Genomic DNA, 21,968 nt, shown 5'->3' with positions numbered 1-21,968 from the left:
GGTCACGCCTCCTCTTCACTGGGTTTGATGCCGCGGTCCGGGCTGACCCAGCGCGCGCGTTTCTGGTGCTGGTTGAACAGCACTTTGGGAAAACTGACCAGGGTGGTGAACAGGCTGACCAGCCAGAACACCATCGGGTACCACACGGTCCAGAACAGGGTTTTCCACAGGTCTTTCTCATAACGCCGGTCGATCAGGATGCTCACCGCAAACTGCAGCAGGCACACCATCGCCAGTACCAGACCGGTAAAGGCCGGCGGCACCAAAGAATCCACGGCAATCGCCTGCGGCAGTACCACGAACTTGCCCAAGCCCCAGAAGATCACCGACAGCAGGAAGGTAAAGGCCCAACCGGTGGACAGGCAGTATTCGAACAGCAGTGGCCACAGGTAGCGATGGCGCCATTGCCAGATGCCACGGATGTTCTTGAACAGCACCTCGGCGCCGCCCTGGGCCCAGCGCAGGCGCTGTTTCCACAGGCCGCCTACGGTTTCGGGCATCAGGATCCAGCACAGGGCACGGGGCTCGTAGAAGATCGCCCAGTGGTCCAATTGCAGCTTCCAGCTCACGTCGATGTCTTCGGTGATCATGTCGGTGGACCAGTAGTCGATGCGGTCCAGCGCTTTCTTGCGAAACGCCACCACCACACCCGACACCGTGAAGATCCGCCCGAACACGCGCTGGGTACGCTTGATCAAGCCGATGATCGAGGAGAACTCACCCACCTGCACCCGGCCGATCAAGGTAGAACGTGTGCGGATGCGTGGGTTGCCGGTCACGGCGCCCAGGCGCGGGTTGTCGAGCATCGGCGCGACCATGTAGGCCGCTGCGTTTTTGTCGAGCAAGGCATCGCCGTCGATGCACACCAGGTACTCACTGCGCGCCGCCACGGCACCCATGCGCAAGGCCACAGCCTTGCCTTGGTTTTGCGCCAGGTGCAACACGCGCAGGCGCGGGTTTTCCAGGGCCAGGGCATCGAGCACGGCGGCGGTGTTGTCGCTGGAACCGTCGTTGACGGCGATGACTTCAACGTTCGGATACAGCTGGCCGAGTGCGGCATGAATGGTGTCGGCGGCGTTATCACCCTCGTTGTAGCAAGGGATGATGATCGAGATCAGCGGGTTGCCGGCCAGGGTCGGCGCCGGCGTGTCTTCCTTCCACGGCCAATGCCGCTCCCAGTGCAGCCAGAAGTACAGCCCGCCGGCGATCCACAGCGCCGACATGAACAGCGGGTAGAAAAACACGAAGTCCATCAGGAACTGCCCGGTGACCAGGAAGATCAGGCCCAGGGGCACACCCAACACCAACGCCAACACGAATAAAGCCAGGATTCTGTCGAACATGATCAAGGGTTCCACTGGTTGGAAAGGGCCGGACGAACTGTCTTCAGGTCCGGCGAATTTTCCAGGAAGTTATCCGGGTAGTAGCCAAAGCTCTTGACCCCCTGGCGTTTGAGCACGCCCATCCATTCGGCCATTTGCGCGCCATTGATATCCGGCGCTGCTTTGGTCCGCCAGTCTTTGGCTTGCAGCTCGAACACGGTTTTTTCCAGCGCGCCGGGGCGTGCCTTAACGGTGGCGACGAGTTTTTCCAGCCAGGCGTTGGAGGTGTTCAGCTCTTGGCCTTCCATCAACGGCATGGCCATGGGCGCGGTCCAGTCGTAGGCCTGGAGGAAGTCATCAAGGTTCTGCGCAAACCAGGCTTCGCTGGCCGGGTTGAGCATCGGCTCGGCAAAGATATTGCGCGCGGTCTGCACCTGCGGGCCACCAATGGCGCGGACCTTGGCGGTCAGCTCGTTGGTGAAGTCGATCAGGTAGCGGCTCTTGAAGCGCGTCCAGCGTTGCATCACTGCTGGGTCTGCACGCAGCGCGGCAATGCTGCCCGGCAGGCCGTTGGCGGCATAAGCCTTGAGCGCCGCGGGGCTGGCGTCTTCGAAGTCGGAAAGCACGGCGTCGTCGTGGTACAGCACACCGTCGATGGCATTGTTGCGGGCCAGGTCTTCATAGATCTCGCCGATGATCTTGCGCACCTGCGGGTCGAACGGCGACAAGCGCTTGTATTGGTCCGGGTCGGTGCCGACCTGGCCGGTTTGCGGGTCCCAGCGGGTCACACGCGGCAGCTTGGGGTCGAGGGCGAAACTCAGCACTGGCATCCAGGCATACACGCTGGCATGGGCACGGGTGCGCAGCTGCCAGGCGACGCGGTTGAACAGGTCGGCGCGCACCGGCAAGTGGCGGTTGGGGAAGTACAGCGAATGCACCAGGCCATCGCCCTTGGGGTCGGCGAAGGCTTGCAGGAATACAGTGCCGGCGCCCATGTCGACCACCCGTTGTACAAGCTGGTCGAGGTTGCGCGCTTGTTGGGCCGGGTCGGGGTCGTAAACGTTGTCGAGGTCCACGTGCAGCACCCGCAGCGGTGCCTGGGTTTGCACGGCCACCATGCTGTTGGCGAAGTGTTCGCCGTCCGGGTCCGAGGCCACCAAAAAGCGCGGGCTGTTCATCAGGTTGCCGAGGCTGTCGAGGCCGTCTTCCAGGGTCAGCGCCATCTGGTAGCCCTGCGCGCCGACAATCGCCAGCGAGGTGCCTTTGGCGGCACCATACGGCCATACCCATACACGAGGCGCCTTGCCGGTCACGCTGCGGATCTTGTCAGTGATCGCCGCAACATCAGCCCGCATGCGCGCATCGAATTTGGTCTGGTCTTCATAACGCCCGGTGGCCGGGTCAAAGCGCAGGCTGGTCGCCGCCGGTTCCAGGTTGCCCTGGGGGTTGGCCAAAATCCCTTTGTGGTTGTTGTCGGTGTGCGCGGCGATTTCCACCAGGCCCGACTGCGACACTTCACGAATCTGCTGCCAGGTGAGGAATTCCCCACGTGGGCGCGGCGAGCCGGCGAAGTCCACCGGTTGATTGAGCGGCGTGTCGATCCAATACCCCACCGGCGCCAGCAAGGCCGGCCAGCGATAGGCGCGCAGAATCGGCATCACGCGGGTGTAGAAGCTCGAATAGCCGTCATCGAAGCTGAGCATGATGGCTTTGGGCGGCAACTCGGGGCCGCCGTTGCGTGCCGCCAGAATCTGGTCGACGCTGACCGCCTGGTAGCCGTTTTCGCGCAACCACGCCAGCTGTTCGATCAAGCGCTCGGTGCGCACTGCCACCACCGCCTGGTCGGGGTCGCGATCCTCGACGTCGTGGTAGGCAATGCCCAGGAAATGGTTTTTCGGCCACGGCGCTTCGTTGGCCGCTATCGGCCGCTCGGCGGGTGGAGTGAAGGGCGCGGGTTGCTGGGCGCAGGCACTGGCCAGCATTACACCCAGGACCAACAGGCAACGGTAAAGGACGGTCATGGTCAGGCTCTTTTAGAAACGGTAAGTGAGGTCGACGAGCAAGCGCAGATCGCGTTCGCGATCACCGTCATAAGGTCGGCTGATCAAGCTCAGGTTGGCGCCCACGTCGAGTACATCGTTCCAGCGAAAACGTTGGCCATAGCCGATCAAACCGACGCCACCGGTGGAGTAATCCCGTTGGCTGTACGTACCTGCACCGAGCTGGAACTGCTGACTCCACTGAGTCTCGTAGCGGTGATAGAGCACATGATTGACCGTGACCGTGGGCAACACGGTGAAGTCGGATTTGGGGTTGAAGTACACCGTGTCTTCTTTGGTGTTGTGGCTGGTGCCGACTTCCAGGCCCAGGTCTACCTGCACGCCCGGCGCGCTGTAGATGCCCTCGCGGCCGGTGAGTACGGCTTCGAAGCGGTTGTTGCCATCGCTGAAGTGGGACGGGCTCAGGGCCAGTTTCCACTCGCGGCTTTCATTCGCGCGCCAGCGAATAAAGCCACTGCCGCCGTTGGCGGTAACATCGGCATTCAACGCCCGCAGCGGCGTGGTGGTGAGCAGGTAGCCGAGGCTGCCGCCGTACTGCCAGTTGTCGTTGATGTCGCGGGCAATCGACACGGCCGCGCCCTGCTTGGAGCCATAGCCATAGGAATGGTTGGAGACTTCGGCTTCCAGGGTCATGTCGCGGGTGCGGCGCTCCACACCGACGCGCTGCCAACGGTGCTGGCCGGTGCCTTCGCTGAAATCGGCGGTGGCGTAGCCGGCACCGGCGAACAGGCGCCAGTCTTCATCGATAGGCGGCGTGTAAAGCACGCTTTCGATGCCCCAGTCACGGCTGCCGGCCACCGCGCCGGCGTCGTTGTTATTGCCGCCGCCGTAGCTTTTACCGGTGTAGGCCTCCACGCGCAGCTCGGCCATGTCGTGTACATCCCGCAGGCGGCTCAGGCGCTGCACTTGGCGGCTGTCCGGGTTGCGGGCCAGCACGTCATCGGTGAGCACGTCCATTTGCCGCCATTCCTGCAGGTCCATGGCGGTGTAGGCCTGGCTGACTTCCAGGCCGATATCCCGCGGGGTCTGGGCTTCGGTTTCCTTGAGGATGCCCTCGGCGCGGCGTGGCAGGTCGCGGGCGCGATACATGTCAGCCTGGGCCAGGCGCAGGCCGACATTGCCGGGGGCTTTGGCCACCAGCGCGTCCAAGCCGGCTTCGCTGCCGGACAGGTCGCCGCCATAGACACCGGCCTGGGCCGACAGCTGTTGCGCGTCCATCCAGGCGTCGTTGGGGTTGCCGATGGGCAGGCCCTTGAGTTCGACTCGAGGTTTCTGGCTAGTGGCGAGGCTGTTGGCAACTTCGCGCGCATCGGCGCCTTTGTCGCTTTCCTGCAAGGTGTAGAACAGGGCCGTGGTGTCTTCGACTCGGTCATCGGGCTCAGCATCGGCAGCGCTGATCACCTGGCGGTACAACGGCTCGGCTTTTTCCGGCAAGCGCTGGTCGAGGTAAGACGCGGCGACCCAACGCAGGGCATAGGTCGGCAATTGCACGCCTTCGCCCTTGAGGGTTTCGTAGTCGCGGATCACATCGGCGGTGCGTGCCCGCGCCTTGAGGGCACCCAGGCGGTCGATGCGCCAGCGCACCACATCATCATGGGCACTTGGGTCCGGGGTCCAGCGCGCGAGCAGTTTGTCGTAGTCATTGAGGGCGCGGTCGGCAACCACGTAGCGTTCTTTTTCGGTGCGGGTGGCGAACTCGGCCATGCGCACGCGCTCGGCGGCGAGGTCACCTTCGAGGCGGCGCTGGGTCACCGCGTCGAGCAGGCCCGGGTGCTGGGCCGACAGGCGCAGCGCCGGCTCCGGCAGGCGGGCCTTTTGCAGGGCGACGATGTATTCGCGAACCACTTCAGGTTTGTCACCGGCGCGGGTAAAGGCTTGGTCGAACTCGAACAACGCGTCGTAGTTCAAGCCTGCGCGGGTCAGCGCATAACCCAGGGCCATGCGGCGGTTGGGGTCATTCGGTTGCGCCGCCACCAATGCGCGCAGGCGCTGCACGGCTGTGGTGGCCTGGCCGCCGTCGGCCTGGGTCAGCGCCTGGCCCAGTTGCAGGTCGATATTGCCCGGCTCACGCAGCAGCGCTTGCTGATAAACCGCCAGGGCCTGTGGCCACTGCTTTTGGTTGCGATAAGTACGCGCCACCGTGGCCAGCGCCTGGGTGGTGAGGTTGCGATTTTTGCCCTGAGCCTCGTACACCTTCAGCACTTCGGCGTCTTGCCCTGCCCAACCGGCAATTACCAGGTGATCACTGATCTGGCCTGGTGTCTGGCGTTCAGGCGGCAGTTGGCGTAATTGGGTCAGCGCGGGGGTGAAGTTGCCGTTACGCGCCTGGATAATCAGGGCGTCATAGGCTGGGTCGGCGAAGGCAAGGCTGGGCGTCAGCAATTGGCTGCATAAGGCGGCCCCAATGAGCAGACGCAACCGGCCTGAAGCACTGATGGGTAGTGTTCGCAGCATATCGTGAGCTTCCTTACACACGGAAAGCTGTAACGATAGGTGGTCCTGAGCGAAACGCATCAGGGTGCCGGCGTCTCGTGACCCGGCCTAGCTTTCCTGTAGGAACTATCCCTTAGGAATGTAGGGGAAAGGCTAATTCAAAACAATTGTTCAGAATTGCAGGGGCGGCCATAAGTGTGAGTCTGCAAGCACCTTCGTTGTGGCGAGCGAGCTTGCTCGCGCTGGGCTGCAGGGCAGCCCCCATTCAAACGACCGCTTTTTCAAGGCGGTCGCTGTGTCAGGTTTCGGGGCCGCTACGCAGCCCAGCGGGAGCAAGCTCCCTCGCCACAAAAAGTGCGCTTCACAGTCTGATTACTTCAATTAGATCTAACAGAATTAGTGCGCGCCGCTGACCGCACCCGCTTTAGCCATCACAAAACCAATGAATTGCTCCACGGTCATCTTCTGGCCGTTGAAGGTCACTTCATTGTTGGCGTAGTGCAGTTTGGACACCACGTCGGTGCCCACCAGAGTTGCCAGTTGCGTGCCGACGGCCATGCCGCTGACCATCTCAGCCGCCATCTGCGATTGCTGCTCGATGGCTTTAGGGTCGGTCACGCCGCCTACTTCAGCTTGCAGAGCAGCGACGTCGCCGATCATCGGCTTGGACAGGGTCAGGTTGGCATCCAGCAGCGCGATAACTTGCTTGCCCAACTCAACCGGCGGCAGTTCCATCGAGGTGGGTTTGGTCAGGTCGACCACCAGGTTGAATTTGCTTTCTCCGTGGGTGGTTTTCAGCGACAGGTTTTCCACCGCCACTTGCGGCTTGGCGGCCAGCACCTGGTTGACGTTGGCCTCGGCCAGGGTCTGCTCGGCTTCGGTCAGTTGCAGCTCAGGCACCGGTTGGCCGGCAGCAGCGGCGGCTTGCACCGGCTGCATCTTGTCCTGGTAGAGCTTGGTCAGCACCAGCATGGCCGGTATGTCGATGTTCTTCATGCTCAGGGCCATGGCCGCCGAGCCGACAGGCTTACCCTGGTAGCCGATTTCGTCGATCTTGTAGTCGACACGGCCTGCCAGGTTGTTGTCCTTGGTTTCGCTGGTGTCTTTTTGCTCGAAGCCCTTGAGGGTCAGCACGGCTTTCTGCGGGCCGAAGGTGACTTTGGTGTCAGTCAGCTCAACGGTGTTTTGCCCGGTGTAGAAACCGAAGGTGGATTTCTCCAGGTTGCTGGCCACAGTCAGGCCGGACAGTTCGGCTTCGAGCGGCTGGCCGTTGGCATCGATCACCGAGACTTTAAGGCTGTTCATGTAGCCGCTGGCCTTGACCTTCTGGCCTTCGGCGCTGCTGTCGAAGTCCAGGTTGGCACCGGAGAAGCTCACCGAGGACTTGTCGTCCTTGATGTCCAGCGGCTGCAATTCGACGTTGCCATCGACCGAACGGTTGTAGCCGATATTGGCCACGCCTTTGAGCGGCGACACGTCTTTGCTGGCGGCGAACCATTTTTCGGTGGTGGCGTTCTTCTCCAGCTCATAGTGACTGGTGGCCATGACCGGCAGCCATTTCAGCGTCACCAGGCGCGAGAACGGCAGCGGCCCGTGTTCGATATGGTCGACGAACAGCAGTTCGGGGTTCGGGTTTTCTTCACCGAACACGCTGCCTTGGCCTTTGAGGCGATAGTGCGCGGTGCTGCTGAACAGGCCACGGTCCAGGGACACCAGCTCCAGGTTCACGGTGCCATCGACGCCGGCCATGGAGGTCTGCAGTTCTTTGTTGGCGTTCTGGATCGCGGTTTGCAACACCGGCTCCAGTTGCTTACCCGTGTACCAGGCGCCGCCTACACTGATGGCGCCGACGGCGACAACGAAACCCAAAAAAACAACTGCTGGCTTATTCATGAAGTGACCTGATCAAATCCTGTGAGAAGTGGGCTGTCTTCCTTGAACCCCAGAAGGGGTTGGCTCAAACCCGCCGAAAACGGGGGAAGATTAGCACTGGCGGCCGAAAACGGCCCAGCTTTTCAGAGGGGTCAGGTCAGCGGTTGGTTCACGAGTATTCCAATTCAACCTCATCGAGTTGGTGATCAAAACTCTTCAAGCGTGCGGTCCAGGTGTACACCAACACCTCAAACTCGCGGTGTATAACGGCGTTGCTGGGGGTATCGGCCTTGGGGTCGCAGAAGTCCAACTGGTAGCGCTCTCGTGCCATTTGTGTGGCCACGTCGGACAATTCCCGTGCGTTATTAAGCCAATGCCTACCGTCGGCGACCTGCTGGTCGAGCAGCACACATTGTTTTTTCAGGGCTTCGAGGCTTTTTTCCAGCGGCGTGCCGGTAAGCTCGCCCATGACTTCCTGGAAAGTGCGCCCAGGCTGCCAGTAACTGCCCCAGAAATAGCGGTCGAACACGGTTTCGACGCGCCGCAGCGCGACCTTGGTGTCCCAGATCGCCACGCGGGTCTTGCCTTGTTGAAGCAGCTTTCGCTTCACCCGTTGATTTTGATAAGACGCCCAGGCCACCACGCCGATGGACAACGTGCCGATCACCAGGCAGGCGCTGTCGAGAAACACCATGGCTTTGTCGAGTTGGTGGGCAAGCATGACGCCGTAGAAATAGGCAGCCGATAACAACACTAGCGCGAAGAGCACGCACCAGAATGCGGGAGCATAAGGGTTTTTCATTATTGGAATCCCCATGAGCAAACGCGAACTTTGACCTGCGAGCCATCAGGGTGGCCCGCCTGTCAAAGCATAGCTTTTCGCTCAGGGTTTGCCGGGTTGTGACGCCTGCGTTCGTCCGCTTTCCCAACCGCCACCCAGGGCCAGGAACAGATCGATCTGGCTCATGGCAACTTGCGTGTTGGCTGCCGCCAATTGCGCGCGCACATCGGTGTAGGTGCGCGTGGCTTGCAAGTCGGCCAGGAACGAGGCGCGGCCGGCCTGGAAGAAGCGGTGCGTCTGCTCCGAGGCTTGCTTGGCGGAAGCACCGGCATCGGCCAGTGCGTCGCGGCGTTGCAGCTGTGCGGTGTACTGCGCAAGGCCGGTCTGGGTTTCGCGGATGGCATTGAGCACCACGCCGTCGAAATGCGCCAGGGCGCCCTGGGTCGCGGCTTCGGCTTCGTGGATACGTGCGCGAGCGCCGTTGGTCGGTACTGTCCAGCTGATCAGCGGGCCAAAGCCCCAGCGGTTGGTCGCGGGCGTGCCGAGGTCGTCAAGAATGCCGACCGTGCCCACTGTGGCGCCGATGCTGATGTCCGGGTACAACGCGCCGGTGGCCACGCCGATACGTGCGGTGGCCGCCGCCAGTTGGCGTTCGGCCTGGCGCACGTCGGGGCGGCGCTTGAGCAGCGCAGCGCCGTCGCCCACCGGCAGCAATTGGGCGATGTGCGGCAGCTCGGCGCAAGTGCCGGTGCCCGCGGGCAACTGGTCCACCGGTTTGGCCAGCAGCATCGACAAACGGAACAAGCCTGCCTGACGTGATGCTTGATAGCGCGGGATCTCGGCACGCAAGGATTTGTATTGGGTTTGCGAGCGGGTCACCTGGGTTTCGTCACCGCGCCCGGCGTCGCGCAGGCGCTGGGTGAGCTGGGTGCTCTGGCCTTGCAGGTCGAGGGACTCGTTGGCAATCGCCAGTTCTTCGTTGGCCGCACATACCTGGGTGTAGGAGCGCACCACATCCGCCACCAGGGTGATGCGCGCAATATCAGCGGCGGCCTGGGCGGCATCGGTGCTGGCCTGGGCGCTTTCAATGCCGCGCTGCAAGGTGCCGAACAGGTCAAACTGGTAGGAGGTGCTGATGCTGGCGCTGCCGATGTTGGCCACCGGGACTTTTTCCGTCAGCAAAAACGCTTCGCCCGACTCTTGCAGGCGCTGGGCTTCCGCCTTGGCGCCGGCACTCCAACCGCCTGCGGATTCAGCCTCTTGGGTCTGGAAACGCGCGCGTTGCAGGTTGGCCGCGGCCACGCGCAAATCGGTGTTGGAGGCCATGGCCTGGCGCACCAATTCGTCCAGGCGCGGGTCGTTGTAGAGCTTCCACCAATCGGCCGGCACCGGCGCCGACACCACGTTGCTGCCCTCGCCCGCGAGCTGCCCTTGCAGGTCGCCACGGTTGATGGCGGACGTTTCCGGCAGCTTGTAATCCGGGCCTACCGCCTGGCAGGCCGACAGCAGCAAACCCAGCGCAGCGGTTGCCAGCAGCTGCTTCATGGTTTTTCTCCGTCTTTGACCTTATCGCCGATGATCGACACCGTGGCCGTGCGCCCGGCGATCATGCGGAAATCCGCCGGCACGTCATCAAAGGCAATGCGCACCGGAATCCGCTGGGCCAGGCGCACCCAGCTGAACGCCGGGTTGACGTTGGGCAGCAGGTTGGAGCCGCTGGTGCGGTCGCGGTCTTCGATACCGGCGACGATGCTCTGCACATGCCCGCGCAGACGGGCGTTGTCGCCGATCACGCGAATATCCACGGCCATGCCGACATGAATGCCGTCGAGCTTGGTCTCTTCAAAGTAGCCGTCGATGTGGAAGGAGTTGCTGTCGACCACCGACAGCACCGGGCGCCCGGCGGTGACGAACTCCTGATTGCGCGGTGCACGGTCGTTGACGTAGCCGTCCACGGGGCTGCGGATCACCGAGCGGTCGAGGTTCAGTTGGGCAGCGTCCACGCTCACTTGCGCCTCAGCCAGAGCCGATTGGGCACGGGCCACGCGCGACTGGCTTTCTTCCAGCTGCTCGCTCGGCACCAGGTTGCCCAAGCCACGGTTACGCTTGTACTCGCGGTTGGCCTGGGCCAGGGTTTCCTGGCGGTCGGCCACGGCGGCCTGGGCTTGGCGCAGGGCCAGCTTGAAGCGGTCCTGGTCGACGGCGAACAGCACCTGGCCTTTGGTCACCAACTGGTTGTCGCGTACGTCGACTTGCTGGATCAACCCGGACACGTCCGGGGCGATCTGCACGATGTCGGCACGGATATGCCCGTCACGGGTCCAGGGTGCAAACATGTAATACATGACCATGCGCCACACAACGACGACAGCGAAGGTCACTATCAATAACGTCAGGACGACACGGCCGATGGTCAAAAAAGGTTTTTTCATGTCATGAGGTATCGACTGAGTGAGTCCACGGCGCCCAGTAACAGCGCGTAGAGCCCCACATTGAACAATGCCCGGTGCCAGACCAGGCGATAGAAGTGAATGCGCGTCAACAGCCCGTGCACCACCAGAAACAACACATACGTAATGCCCATCAGCACCAGCAGCGTGGGCAGGAACACCCCGCTGATATCCAGATCACCGATCATAAAGGCGCTCCATCAGGTAACGGCGCTTCCCGCTCGGTGCCGTCGATAAATTCCACGCCCGGCAGCAACGACAGGCGCAGGCCGGCCAATGCATGCAGCAGATGCAGGCGGGTGTCTTCTTCGTCTTGCTTGCCCTGGCCGTTGAGGGCGCGGCGGGTGCGGTCGAGGGTCATCAGCAGACCACTGGGCGCGGGCAAGCGTTCACCCGCCTTGAGGCAGGCTTTGAAGTAACCGCCTACGCCTTCGACCACTTGGTTAAGCAGCACCCGTGGCACGCCATAGATGCGTGGCGAGTAGGCCAGCAGGTCGAGCAGGTTGAGCGCCACACGCAAGTCACGCAGGGCGCTGCCGGTGTCTTGGCCGATCAGGGCCAGGCGCGGCAGGTGCTGCATCAGGCGGTCGAGCATTTGCGCGGCCATGTGCCGGTGTTCGGCCAGGGTCGCAGGCTCGGTGAGCGTGACGATGTCGCGCCAGCTGAAGCGGGTCAGGCGTTTGGCCGCCAATTCGGCGCCGAACGGCCGTGCGATCAGCGTCCACACAAAGGCGAACAGCAAGCCCACCGGCCCGGCCAGGTTGACGTTGGCGAAGTTGAGGAAGTCCGCGTCGTAGGCGCCCTGGATGCTGATAAACGAGGAGGTGTTGACCAGCGTCAGCAGCATGCCGAGGTAGAAACGCGGCTGCACCGTGAGTGTGCCGATGCAGATAAACGGCACCGCAAACGCCAACACCAGCATCGGAAAATCGTGCAGGTTGGGCAGCACCAGAAACAGGTACAGGCTGGCGAACAACACCGACATCGCGGTCCAGAAAAAGAACCGGTAGATCTGCGGCGCCGGGTCGTCCATGGAGGCAAAGAAGCTGCACGCCACGGCGGCCAGGATGACCGCGCTGCCGCCGTCGGTCCAGCCCAGCAATATCCACAGCACCGAGGCGACGATGATCGCGGTAACGGTGGAAAACGCCGAGTAGAACATCAGGCCACGGTCGAGGAACGGCGTGAGCCGGCCCAGCCGCCAGTGGCGGTACACGGCGCGCCAGGTGTCCTGGCTTTCGCACTGGATGGCGGCTTGCAGGCTGCGGCAGTCCTGCCACAGGTCGACCCACTCGCCGAGGCGATACAGGGCATTGGAGAACAGCAGCGTGTGGCGGTCGTCCAGCGCTTCGCCCTGTGGCTGCGCGGCGTCGATCTTGTCGCGCAACACGCGCCAGCGTTCCAGGGGCGCCTGCTCGGTGGTGCTCTCCAACCAGGCGTTGGCTTCTTGCAGCAACGGCGTGAACCGGTCGAGAAACTCCGGGGCCCGGTGTTCGATCGCGTAGACCGCATCGTCCAACGCGTCGATCACCGGCAGCAGGTGGATCATGCGCCCGCGCAGTTCCTTGGTGTTGCGCACCGTTTGCGGCCGTGCGCCTTCGTGGGGCAACTGGCCGATCATCAATTCCAGGGTGTTAAAGGTAGCGACCATGCCGCCGCGCAAGGTGCTGATTTCTTCGGGCGCAACGTTACGGGTCAGAAAGCGCTGGCTGTAGACCTGAGCATCGGCAAACCACTTGGCCACCGAGCCGTCGAACACCGGCATCAGGCGCCGCGGCCAGAACATCGCGCCCACGATGGCCGCAACGGCAATCCCGAGGAAGATTTCTTCGGTACGCGCCTCGGCCACATCCCACACCGCCAGCGGGTTATCCACCACCGGCAAGGCAATCAGCGGCAGGGTGTAGCCGGCCAGCATCAGCGCGTAGCTGTTGGCGGTACGCAGGTGCAAAGACAAAAACAATAAGGTGCCGGTCCACAGCGCAATGATCACTACCAGCAGGTACGGCGTCTGAATAAACATCGGCACAAAAAACACCGCCGCCGCCGCGCCCATGAAGGTGCCGACGGCGCGGTACAACGCCTTGGAGCTGGTAGGGCCGACAAACGGGCTGGAGACGATATACACCGTGGCCATCGCCCAATACGGACGCGGCATTTGCATGAGCATGGCGATGTACAGGGCGATCATCGACGCCGCAAAGGTGCGCACGCCGTAGAACCAGTCACGGGCTGGCGGCATGCCGGTAAAAAATCCGTTCAAGAGGTCGCCTCAGCCGCCTCGAAGGCCCGCAGCACACGCAACGCCGCTTCAAGGTCGCCATGGGCGATGTCGGCCAGCACTTCCTGGCGCAGGCGCACCAATTGCACTTCCACCGCTTGCACCAGCTCACGGCCGCGCGGGGTGAGGCTCAAGGCCTTGGCGCGACGGTCGTGGACGTCTTCGGTGCGGCACACGTAACCGTCATGGCACAGACGATCAAGCAGGCGCACCAACGACGGGCTTTCCATGCCGGAGGCCTGGGCCACTTTCACCTGGTGCACACCGTCGCCCAAGCGGCCGATCATCAGCAACGGCACGGCGCAGGCTTCGGAAATACCGTAGCTCACCAGCGTGGTCTGGCAGATTTTGCGCCAGTTACGGGCGCCCACCACCATGCTGCTGCTGAGGTTCATATGGAGTTGTTTGAGGGTTTGGGACACTGGATTTTTCGCATACAGTTAGTTTGCTAACTATCAATATGGTGGATGGATCCAAAGCCGTCAAGTTTTGAAACACTTTTGCGGATGGGTGGGGGGGTTTTGGGGTAAGTAAAGCGGGTTTGAGCGCGAACGTTAGATTTCCGGCAGAACAAAGCACCTGTGGGAGCTGGCTTGCCTGCGATAGCCATGGGTATCTACACAACTTTTGAAGGCAGCCAATTTCTCCTGTGGCGAGCAGGCTTGTCCTGCGTTGGGTTGCGAAGCAGCCCCAAACCCAGACGCTGAGTTCTTTCAGGAAAATTGCAGCCCTTTACTGGGGCCGCTTCGCAGCCCAACGCAGGCGGTGCGACGATTCGACAAGCCTGCTCGCCACAACAGCCCACCTGCCACAGACTTCGTGTTAACCGGTTGTGTAGATACTTATGCTGCGATAGCGGTAGATCAGTCGAGGTCGATGTTGACTGAACCACCGCCATCGCAGGCAAGCCAGCTCCCACATTTAGTTCAGTGTTGGCCTCAGACTGGCTGTTCGGCCTGAGCATCCAGGCGGCGCTGGATTTCGCCCATCATGTCCAAGCCATCGCGCAGCGAGACTAATGCTGCGGTGACAAGGTGATGAAAGTTCTGGCTGTCCGTTTTTGCGCTGAGCGTTTCCAACAGCTCGGTACCGATACGCGCGCGGCTGCGGGCTGTTTCATGGAGTAGGTGCGAGGGCGCAAACGTGTTGAAAGCCAGAACGGGAACGCTGGTGGGATTGGTTTGAAGCGGTTTGTATTGGTCCATCGATAAAGCCTCATAGATAAGATTTTGACCACCCTTCCCCGTCGCCAAACGAGTATGGGTGGCAGCTGTACGCAGGTTGGCGAACCGGTTATCTATGAAACCCGGCAGATCCGAAGATCTCCCGCGCACAGCCGCCATAGAACTCATGTATCCGCCAAGCGGAGAACACGGAGTTAGAGCGCTGTAACGCGTCATAGAATGCGGATCGCCAAATCCGATCGCCGATGTGCGGCGACGGGGCGAACTATAGGGGGGATGGTTGAGGCTGTGCAACTGGCTTATTGACTACCGCCGAGTGCTGGAAACGTCAGATTCCTTGCCCCATCGCCAGACACTCCAAACCTTCATTGCCTCGGACGCGACGACTAGCACCGCCATCACCACCACGCTGTAGCCTGGGACTAACTGAGCGCCTATAAGCAGAAGAGAAACTGAAGGGATGAAAAAAACTAACCGTAACGGGGTTTGAAGGTAAACAAGCCAGCGGACCTTTTGACTACTGAGAAGAAGTAAAAAACAGGACGCTACTATCGAGATCTGCAGCAACATGACAAAGCCAAAGGTGTAAATCTGCAGCAGGCTGTGGTCACGCAAAACCCATAATGCGCTCTCGATATCGCTCAAATAAGGAACTCGCCCCTCCACCGCATTGGTGACCCAATAGCGAACCAGATAAATGGCATACATCACTCCCCAAAACCAAAAGACCTGCTTGCGCGTCACTGTTTCGCATCCTTGTATTCATACGCTGTGTCCGGTGTTACAGGCTGCCAATGCCAGGATTTCCCACCCTGCTGCCAATTGTCATCCCCCTCCAGATAGCGTTTTGATCGTTCCCACGCAGAGTGAACTGACCCCACAAAGTTGGACGTTTACCCATCTATGCCTGAGCGGCCTGAGTTCTGTATTCAACAGGACTCAGGCCGTTTAGCTTCAGTCTGATACGCGAGTGATTGTAATACTGGATGTACTCGTCGATGCCAGCGTGAAGCTCATCAAGGTCGTTAAATTTATTCAGATAAAAAAACTCTGACTTCAGTGTGCCGAAAAAACTCTCCATGGCCGCATTGTCGTAGCAGTTACCCTTGCGCGACATGCTCGGCGTCACGGAGCTTTTTTTGAGAGCCTGCAGGTAAATGGGCATTCGATACTGCCAGCCCTGGTCAGAATGCAAAACCGGTTTTTCATGCGGCTGAAGCCGCTTGAATGCACCTTTGAGCATCTTCCCAACCATATCGAACAGCGGCCTTCTGGCAACCTCATAGGAAATGATTTCGCCGTTGTACAGATCCAAAACGGGCGACAGATAAAGCTTCTGGCCTCCAACTTTGAACTCTGTAACGTCGGTTACCCACTTTTGATTGGGTGACGGAGCTTCGAACTCACGCCTCAAAAGATTTGCCGCTACCTTGCCTACCTCACCCTTGTAAGCTCGGTATTTTTTCACACGCACCAAGCTCTTGAGCTGAAGCTGCGCCATCAGTCGCTGAACCGTCTTGTGATTGACGAGATGACCAGCGCTTCGTACCGCAGCCGTTATCCGGCGGTAGCCATACCGGCCCTTATGCTCATCGAACGTCGAACGAATCTTGTCTTTCAGCTCAGCGTGCTTATCAGCCGCTTGCAGCGCCTTTTGCTGATAGTAAAAGGTGCTGCGTGCCAAACCGGCGAACTTCAGCAGGCTTTCGAGAGAGTGCCGCGGCCTCAGTACTATTACGATTCGCGCTTTTTCTGCTGCGCTACTCGTTTCTTCTCCTGAACCAAGGCATCGAGCTTTTTTAGGTAGTCGTTTTCCATCCGCAACTGCTTTACCTCGGCAAGCAAATCATCGCGTGAGCGCGACTCATCATCGGGTGAGTCGGGTTGAACAGGAGGAATGGTGGTTGGCATTTTTTTCGGACGTCCGGCTCTATTAGGCTGCTTGGTAAGGGCATCAAAACCGCCCTCATCATAGCGGCGCTCCCAGAGGCCGATGATGCCGAACCTGCGGATGTCGAACAAGGCCGCCGTCTGCCGATAGGACAGCTGTTCCTTACGCATACGTTTCAAAACAGACAGTTTGAAGTCGTTGCTATAGCGCTGCAGCTTTTTCTGTTTCAGCCCGGCAGCGCCATGCACCTGATAGGCCGCAACCCACTGGCGAAGGGATGAAAAATCCACATTGTGACGGTGTGCCACATCCCTCAAACCCGCGCTACCGGAACAGTAGTCCTGCACTGCTGCCAGTTTTACTTGCTCTGTGTACTTACCCATGACACCCCCAAAGGTTGTGTCCAACCTTTGGGGGTCAGTTCAGAGCGTGGGAACGATCGGCCCTTACACCCCGCGCCCTTCCCGCAACAACAGATTCAGCTCATCCACCACCTCAGCCCAATCCGCATCCTCCAAAATTTCTTCACGCAAAAACGCTTTCTGGCTGGCAGTCCAGAAAAAGGCATCTGCCAACTTCAGATCCGGTTTAAGCGGCGAATGCACTGCCACGAACTTCTCAATACTGACCGGGTCTTCCGGCAGCCCGAGCTGTTTGAACAGTGATGGCAAGCTGTGCACAGGCGATTCCATGGCGGGCTCCAGGTAAAAAAGACTTAATTGAGTCTAGCGGCAACCTTCAGGTTGCGGCTGCGCCCCGTTGCACAGCACGAACAATCGCGCCCTCGCACCACCGCCATCCTGACGGCTCAACTCACGCCAGCCTTCAGGTAAGGGCGCGAAATCGTCGGGCGCTTCGTTGCTGCTGATCAGCCACACACGGCGGGTATCGGCGGGCAGCGCGGACAGGCGGTCGAGATAAATGCGCCCGCCATCCTGGTCTACCAGCGTGCCGAAACCGTAGGCGTTCGGCCGGGTCGGCGTGCCGTCGGGTTTGGGCGGTGTGTAGAGCTGCAATTGGGCATCTGTCTGGTCGTAATACACGTAGCTGAGGTACCACATCATGTCGCTGAGAACGATGCGGTCGTCTTCCTGGTAATTACGATTGACGAATTCCACAGGCACGTTGAACTGGTCATGTTCATCGATGGTGAAGTTGTTCTTGAGCCCCACCAGCTCAATACCGACTAACAACACGAACAACGCGGCGCCCAACCATGAAAATCGTGTCGGCAAGCGATCAATGGCCAGTGCCAAAAGGATGGGCAAGCCCATGGCGTACACCGTCAGATAACGCTCGATGAACACCGGGGAAATGAATGACACCCCGTACACCAGCAGCAGCGGCAACAGGAAAAACAGCGCTAGCAGGCTGGCCGGGCGATAGCGGTCGCGATCCTGCCAGGCAGTAACGCCCACCACAGCGATCAGCAGCAACGGGAACACCCAGAACAGCGGCTGCCAGAAGCCAATGCCTTCATCCTGAACGATGAATTGCCAGATCATCGACGGCAATGAGAACAGGTTGACCGGATCTTCCCAGCCGATGTCACCACCCACCTTGAGCTGTTCGGCGTGTTGCACCAGACCAAGCAAGTTCGGCAACCACGGCAGGTAAATCACCACGATGGCGGCATTGGCCACCCACCACGACGGGCGCTTGAGCAAACGTTGGCCGGAAGCCTGGGCTGAACTCAGCAAGACCAGATACGCCCAGTGGACCAGCACACACAAGGCCGTGAAGTAATGGGTATAGAAACCGGCACTCATCAGCACGACATACGCCACCAGATAGCGCGTGCGCTCTGGTTGGCGCACCCAGTACACCAGCGCCAGCGTGGCGCCCAACAGCCACACGCCCAGCAGCGAATACATGCGCACTTCCTGGCTGTAACGCACCGCCGTGGGCAGCAGCGCCAGCAGGATACCCGCCAGCACGGCGGCACGTCGGGTAGACAGTTGCCGCGTCAACCAGATGCCCACGCCCACGGCGATCGCGCCGGGAATCGCACTCATGCTACGAATCGACCAGATACTGTCACCGAACAGTTCGATCCAGCCGCGCAGCATGAAAAAGTACAGTGGCGGGTGCACATCGTGGGCCGCGTGAAACCACAGGTCATCGGCAGCGTATTCGCTGAGTAACAGACTAGAGCCTTCGTCCCCCCAGATTGCTGCAGCCGTCAGGCTATAAAAACGCAGCGCGACGGCCAGTGCCAGGATGGGCACCCACCAAAGACGGCTGATCCAACCGGCACTGTCCCAGCTACTTGCGACGCGATCAAATGCGGGCAATGCCGCCACCTTTTCATCTTGCTCTACCACAGACCGTCGCACCTCGATTCCCCTGCTATTGCCTTTTTGGCCGGCAAACAAGCCTATGCGTGAATGACCGCCACTCTAGGACAAAAACCCTTGATTCGCTGCTGGAATCGGACAAATCAGCGATTTGTGTAAGTCCTCACCTAGGCAGTTGCCGGATCAAGCTATTATTGCCTCCCTCAAAGGACTCAGGATCAAGGACACGTCATGCGCATCGGTTTTCTCTCACCCTTGGCTCTGGCGTTGCTCGCCAGCCTTTCCTTCCAGGCCCAGGCCAGCGGCGATGACTCGTGCTACCCCGACTGGCGGGTCTCACGCGACAGCCTTGAAGGGTGCAGCAACCTGCCCTTCCTGAGCCCGGGCAATGACAGCCGGGTCAACCTGCGCCTGTTGCTGGCGGATAAACAGGTGGCACCTCTGACGCCTAACGCGCTGGGCGAGACCGACCTGGAAGAAGGCTTCGGTCCGGTGCCGTTCCCGGTGTACCGCCTGACCCCGGTAGCCGACGCCACCGACGAAAAAACTAACGTGGCGCCCACACCCAGCAAACTCGACGAGTTGCTCGCGCCACTGGGCATTCAGCGTGAAGGCGACAAGGCGGCGGGTGACGCCTTCCTGACCGGCGAAGGCAGCCGCTGCCGCAGCAATGATGAAAGCAGTGCCACGGCGTTTATCAGCCAAGTGGTTAAAGCCGACGTGCCCGAAGCGGAGCGCCAGCTGCTGGCCAAGGGACGTGTACAGATGCTCGCCGCCTGTACCTGGGACGGCGCCAGCCTGGGTGACCCGGAGCAGATCAAGTCCACCGCCGGCCGCGAGCTGCGCACTTACCTGCAAGCCGCCGGTGACTTCTACAGTGGCCGTTTCGCTGATGCGCAGCGCGGTTTTGTCGCCGCCGCCGCCGGCAGCCTGCCGTGGGTCAAGGAAGCCGCGTTCTACATGATCGCGCGCACCGAGTTGAACCAGGCCCAGGAAAACGCCTTCGACGAGTACGGCATGCCGCAACTGGAGCATGTGGATAAGTCAGTGCTGGCCAAAGCAGACACCAGCTTTAACCTGTACCTGAAAACTTATCCACAGGGTGAATACGCTGTCTCTGCCCAGGGCCTGCTGCGCCGGGTGCATTGGCTGGCGGGCGATACCGACAAGTTGGCCAACGACCTGGCCGCGCAGTTGAGCGCCAAACAGCGCAATGTGTCGCTGGACGAGCTGGTGCAGGAAGCCGACAACAAGCTGCTGAGTGCCACCCAAAAACCTTCGGCCAACCCACTGATGCTGGCCGTCAACGACTTGATGTGGATGCGCGCCGGCAACCCGCCGCAGCTCAGCCGCGCGGCCCTGGATGCGCAAAAACCGGTGTTTGCCCAGGAGCCGGCGCTGTACGACTACGTGCAGGCGGCGTTTGCGCTGTACGTCGAACATCAGCCCGACAGCACCTTGAAGCTGCTGCCCCAGGACGTGCCCGCCAGCCTCGACTACTTCGCCTTCAGCCAGCAAACCCTGCGCGGCCTTGCTTTGGAAGCCAAGAAGGATTGGCAAGGCGCCCAAGCGCTGTGGCTGAAGCTGCTGTCCCTGGCCAAGCAACCCTTGCAGCGCGACCAGCTGGAACTGGCGCTAGCGATGAACTACGAGCGCAATGACCAACTGGCCAACGTGTTCGCCAGCGATTCGCCGATCAGCGCCAAGCAGGTGCGCTACATCTTGCTGCGCAACATCGCAGGCCAGGACCTGTTGCGCCAACAGATCAGCCAGGCCAGTGACCCGGTCGAGCGTGCCACCGCGCAGTTTGTGCTGCTGTACAAAGACCTGATGCGCGGCCAGTACGCCACCTTCGCCGACGACCTCAAGCAACTGCCGGCATCGGCGCCCGCCGACAAACTCAGCACCAGCCTGGGTTATGTCTATGGCGATGGCCGTTCGCTGCAGTTGTTCCAGTGGAACGGTGATAAGGCGGAGTCCGGCTACGCCTGCCCGAGCATTGCGCAAATCGCCAGCACCCTGCAGGCCGATGGGAAAAACCCCAAGGGCCTGAACTGCCTGGGTGAGTTCATCCTGCGCAACAACCTCGATGGCATGCCGCTGGACCAAGTGCGCGCCGCCGGCAGCCTGGGCAGCACCGCCTCGTTGTTCAAGGGCGAGACCTTCTCGCGCCTCGACGGTTACCGCCAGGTCATCGCCAACCCCAAGGCGCCGCACAACGACAAAGCCTACGCGCTGTTCCGCGCGATCAACTGCTATGCGCGGGCCGGTTATAACGGCTGCGGCGGTGTAGACGTGGATAAATCCGTGCGCAAAGGCTGGTTCCGCCAGCTAAAAACCGGGTTTGCCGACACCGAGTGGGCGCAGTCGCTGAAGTACTACTGGTGAAACACCTGTGGCTAGGCTTGCTGCTTCTGGCAAGCCCGGCCTTTGCCGGCGTTGACGCCCGCGACTACGACGCCTTCTGGCTGTGGAGCGGGGTCACGCCGCAGCCGGTGCTCAAGCAAGCGAAAACCCTGTACATCCTCCAGGGCCAGATCAACTCCACGCGCCGTGCGCCGCAATTGGGTGTGCAGTTTATCGCCCAGGGCATCAGCGTACCGCGCATCACCCAGGGCGAGGTCTGGGTGGTGTACCGCGCCCACACCCTGCACTGGCCCGAGCGCGTCTACAGCCAACTGCTCGGCCAGGTGCAACGCTGGCGCGATGCGGGCAACCCGGTGGTCGGCATCCAGATCGATTTCGACGCCCGCACCCAATACCTGCACGAATACACAAGCTTCCTGCGCGACCTGCGCCAACGCCTGCCTGCCGACCTGCGCCTGAGCATTACCGGCTTGATGGACTGGAGCAGCAACGCCGACCCCGCCGCCATCGCCCAACTTAAAGGCGTGGTGGATGAAGTGGTGGTCCAGACCTACCAAGGGCGCCATAGCATCCCGGATTACGCGGCGTATTTGCCACGCATGAACCGGCTGGGGCTGCCGTTCAAGGTGGGGCTGATTCAGGGCGGCGTGTGGGAAGAGCCGGGGTATTTGAAAGGGAGTGAATGGTTCAGGGGGTATGTAGTGTTTTTGCAGAACCCTTAATCACGCAATATTCCATGTGGGCTTGCCCGCGATGAGCATAGGAATCTACACAACTGGTTAACACGAAGTCTGTGGCAGGTGGGCTGTTGTGGCGAGCAGGCTTGTCGAATCGTCGCACCGCCTGCGTTGGGCTGCGAAGCGGCCCCAGTAAAGGCACTGCAATTTTTCTGAAAGTACTTAGTGTCAGGGTTTGGGGCCGCTTCGCGGCCCAACGCAGGACAAGCCTGCTCGCCACAGGAGAAAGTGGCGGCCTTCAAAAGTTGTGTAGATACCTATGCCGCGATGAGGGTGCGTCAGTCAACATAACG

Annotated in this window: 17 protein-coding genes; 2 read left to right on the top strand and 15 right to left on the bottom strand. The window is 60.8% G+C overall.

The features are described from left to right. Positions 1-2: 2 nt before the first annotated feature. From pgaC to P5706_RS00565, 15 genes are all read right to left on the bottom strand, one after another. Complete coding sequence (gene pgaC / locus P5706_RS00635; protein ID WP_200431212.1) at positions 3-1,343, bottom strand: poly-beta-1,6-N-acetyl-D-glucosamine synthase; 1,341 nt, start codon at positions 1,341-1,343, stop codon at positions 3-5. 2 nt (positions 1,344-1,345) lie between these two features. Beyond that, a complete protein-coding gene (gene pgaB, locus P5706_RS00630) occupies positions 1,346-3,343 on the bottom strand; it encodes a poly-beta-1,6-N-acetyl-D-glucosamine N-deacetylase PgaB (protein WP_285678311.1) in 1,998 nt (665 codons plus the stop codon). A 12-nt stretch (positions 3,344-3,355) separates the two neighbouring features. Then, positions 3,356-5,836, bottom strand: a complete 2,481-nt coding sequence (gene pgaA, locus P5706_RS00625) for a poly-beta-1,6 N-acetyl-D-glucosamine export porin PgaA (protein ID WP_285678310.1) — start codon at positions 5,834-5,836, stop codon at positions 3,356-3,358. A gap of 375 nt (positions 5,837-6,211) precedes the next feature. Continuing rightward, on the bottom strand, positions 6,212-7,708 hold the full coding sequence (locus P5706_RS00620) for a YdgA family protein (RefSeq protein WP_200431215.1): 1,497 nt from the start codon (positions 7,706-7,708) through the stop codon (positions 6,212-6,214). Between the two features lie 148 nt (positions 7,709-7,856). Further along, positions 7,857-8,489, bottom strand: a complete 633-nt coding sequence (locus P5706_RS00615; RefSeq protein ID WP_200431216.1) for an NADH:ubiquinone oxidoreductase subunit N — start codon at positions 8,487-8,489, stop codon at positions 7,857-7,859. Between the two features lie 81 nt (positions 8,490-8,570). Beyond that, positions 8,571-10,013: an efflux transporter outer membrane subunit gene (locus P5706_RS00610; RefSeq protein WP_285678309.1), complete on the bottom strand. Its 1,443-nt coding sequence runs from the start codon at positions 10,011-10,013 to the stop codon at positions 8,571-8,573. Beyond that, positions 10,010-10,900, bottom strand: coding sequence for an efflux RND transporter periplasmic adaptor subunit (locus P5706_RS00605; RefSeq protein ID WP_200431218.1), 891 nt, complete (start codon positions 10,898-10,900; stop codon positions 10,010-10,012). Before P5706_RS00605 ends, P5706_RS00610 begins: the two co-directional genes overlap by 4 nt. Next, entirely contained in the window at positions 10,897-11,106 is a 210-nt protein-coding gene (locus P5706_RS00600) for a DUF1656 domain-containing protein (protein WP_016969155.1), read from the bottom strand. Before P5706_RS00600 ends, P5706_RS00605 begins: the two co-directional genes overlap by 4 nt. Continuing rightward, entirely contained in the window at positions 11,103-13,181 is a 2,079-nt protein-coding gene (locus tag P5706_RS00595; RefSeq protein WP_285678308.1) for an FUSC family protein, read from the bottom strand. Before P5706_RS00595 ends, P5706_RS00600 begins: the two co-directional genes overlap by 4 nt. After that, the gene (locus tag P5706_RS00590; RefSeq protein ID WP_200431220.1) at positions 13,178-13,594 is read right to left on the bottom strand and encodes a MarR family winged helix-turn-helix transcriptional regulator; all 417 of its coding nucleotides are present in this window, start codon (positions 13,592-13,594) and stop codon (positions 13,178-13,180) included. Before P5706_RS00590 ends, P5706_RS00595 begins: the two co-directional genes overlap by 4 nt. Positions 13,595-14,137: 543 nt before the next feature. Further along, the gene (locus tag P5706_RS00585) at positions 14,138-14,404 is read right to left on the bottom strand and encodes a hypothetical protein (protein ID WP_285678307.1); all 267 of its coding nucleotides are present in this window, start codon (positions 14,402-14,404) and stop codon (positions 14,138-14,140) included. Between the two features lie 285 nt (positions 14,405-14,689). Next, a complete protein-coding gene (locus P5706_RS00580) occupies positions 14,690-15,127 on the bottom strand; it encodes a hypothetical protein (protein WP_285678306.1) in 438 nt (145 codons plus the stop codon). Between the two features lie 157 nt (positions 15,128-15,284). Beyond that, a protein-coding gene (locus tag P5706_RS00575; RefSeq protein WP_285678305.1) for an IS3 family transposase occupies positions 15,285-16,657 on the bottom strand; the annotation gives its coding sequence in 2 pieces (ribosomal slippage) (positions 15,285-16,186 and positions 16,186-16,657; 1,374 coding nt in all). 63 nt (positions 16,658-16,720) lie between these two features. After that, positions 16,721-16,966, bottom strand: a complete 246-nt coding sequence (locus P5706_RS00570) for a DUF2789 domain-containing protein (RefSeq protein WP_285678304.1) — start codon at positions 16,964-16,966, stop codon at positions 16,721-16,723. Positions 16,967-16,999: 33 nt separating this feature from the next. After that, positions 17,000-18,610 (bottom strand): glycosyltransferase family 39 protein, encoded by a 1,611-nt coding sequence (locus P5706_RS00565; protein WP_285678303.1) that lies wholly within the window; start codon positions 18,608-18,610, stop codon positions 17,000-17,002. A 192-nt stretch (positions 18,611-18,802) separates the two neighbouring features. Between P5706_RS00565 and P5706_RS00560 the strand changes: the two genes are divergently transcribed. After that, positions 18,803-20,959 carry a PA5441 family protein gene (locus P5706_RS00560; RefSeq protein WP_285678302.1) on the top strand — a complete coding sequence of 719 codons (2,157 nt, stop codon included), beginning with the start codon at positions 18,803-18,805 and terminating at the stop codon, positions 20,957-20,959. Beyond that, positions 20,956-21,660 carry a DUF3142 domain-containing protein gene (locus P5706_RS00555; RefSeq protein WP_285678301.1) on the top strand — a complete coding sequence of 235 codons (705 nt, stop codon included), beginning with the start codon at positions 20,956-20,958 and terminating at the stop codon, positions 21,658-21,660. The genes P5706_RS00560 and P5706_RS00555 overlap by 4 nt, the downstream gene beginning before the upstream one ends. The last annotated feature ends 308 nt before the right edge of the window (positions 21,661-21,968 follow it).

The organism is Pseudomonas sp. ChxA, from assembly GCF_030263855.1.
Classification (GTDB): domain Bacteria; phylum Pseudomonadota; class Gammaproteobacteria; order Pseudomonadales; family Pseudomonadaceae; genus Aquipseudomonas; species Aquipseudomonas fluorescens_CB.
This window is presented reverse-complemented; position numbering and strand designations above follow the sequence as displayed.

Coding starts and splice junctions, on each gene's coding strand:
- P5706_RS00560 (WP_285678302.1), top strand. CDS start 18,803: ATGCGCATCGGTTTTCTCTCACCCTTGGCTCTGGCGTTGCTCGCCAGC.
- P5706_RS00610 (WP_285678309.1), bottom strand. CDS start 10,013: ATGAAGCAGCTGCTGGCAACCGCTGCGCTGGGTTTGCTGCTGTCGGCC.
- P5706_RS00570 (WP_285678304.1), bottom strand. CDS start 16,966: ATGGAATCGCCTGTGCACAGCTTGCCATCACTGTTCAAACAGCTCGGG.
- pgaA (WP_285678310.1), bottom strand. CDS start 5,836: ATGCTGCGAACACTACCCATCAGTGCTTCAGGCCGGTTGCGTCTGCTC.
- pgaB (WP_285678311.1), bottom strand. CDS start 3,343: ATGACCGTCCTTTACCGTTGCCTGTTGGTCCTGGGTGTAATGCTGGCC.
- P5706_RS00585 (WP_285678307.1), bottom strand. CDS start 14,404: ATGGACCAATACAAACCGCTTCAAACCAATCCCACCAGCGTTCCCGTT.
- P5706_RS00615 (WP_200431216.1), bottom strand. CDS start 8,489: ATGAAAAACCCTTATGCTCCCGCATTCTGGTGCGTGCTCTTCGCGCTA.
- P5706_RS00600 (WP_016969155.1), bottom strand. CDS start 11,106: ATGATCGGTGATCTGGATATCAGCGGGGTGTTCCTGCCCACGCTGCTG.
- pgaC (WP_200431212.1), bottom strand. CDS start 1,343: ATGTTCGACAGAATCCTGGCTTTATTCGTGTTGGCGTTGGTGTTGGGT.
- P5706_RS00590 (WP_200431220.1), bottom strand. CDS start 13,594: ATGAACCTCAGCAGCAGCATGGTGGTGGGCGCCCGTAACTGGCGCAAA.
- P5706_RS00605 (WP_200431218.1), bottom strand. CDS start 10,900: ATGAAAAAACCTTTTTTGACCATCGGCCGTGTCGTCCTGACGTTATTG.
- P5706_RS00620 (WP_200431215.1), bottom strand. CDS start 7,708: ATGAATAAGCCAGCAGTTGTTTTTTTGGGTTTCGTTGTCGCCGTCGGC.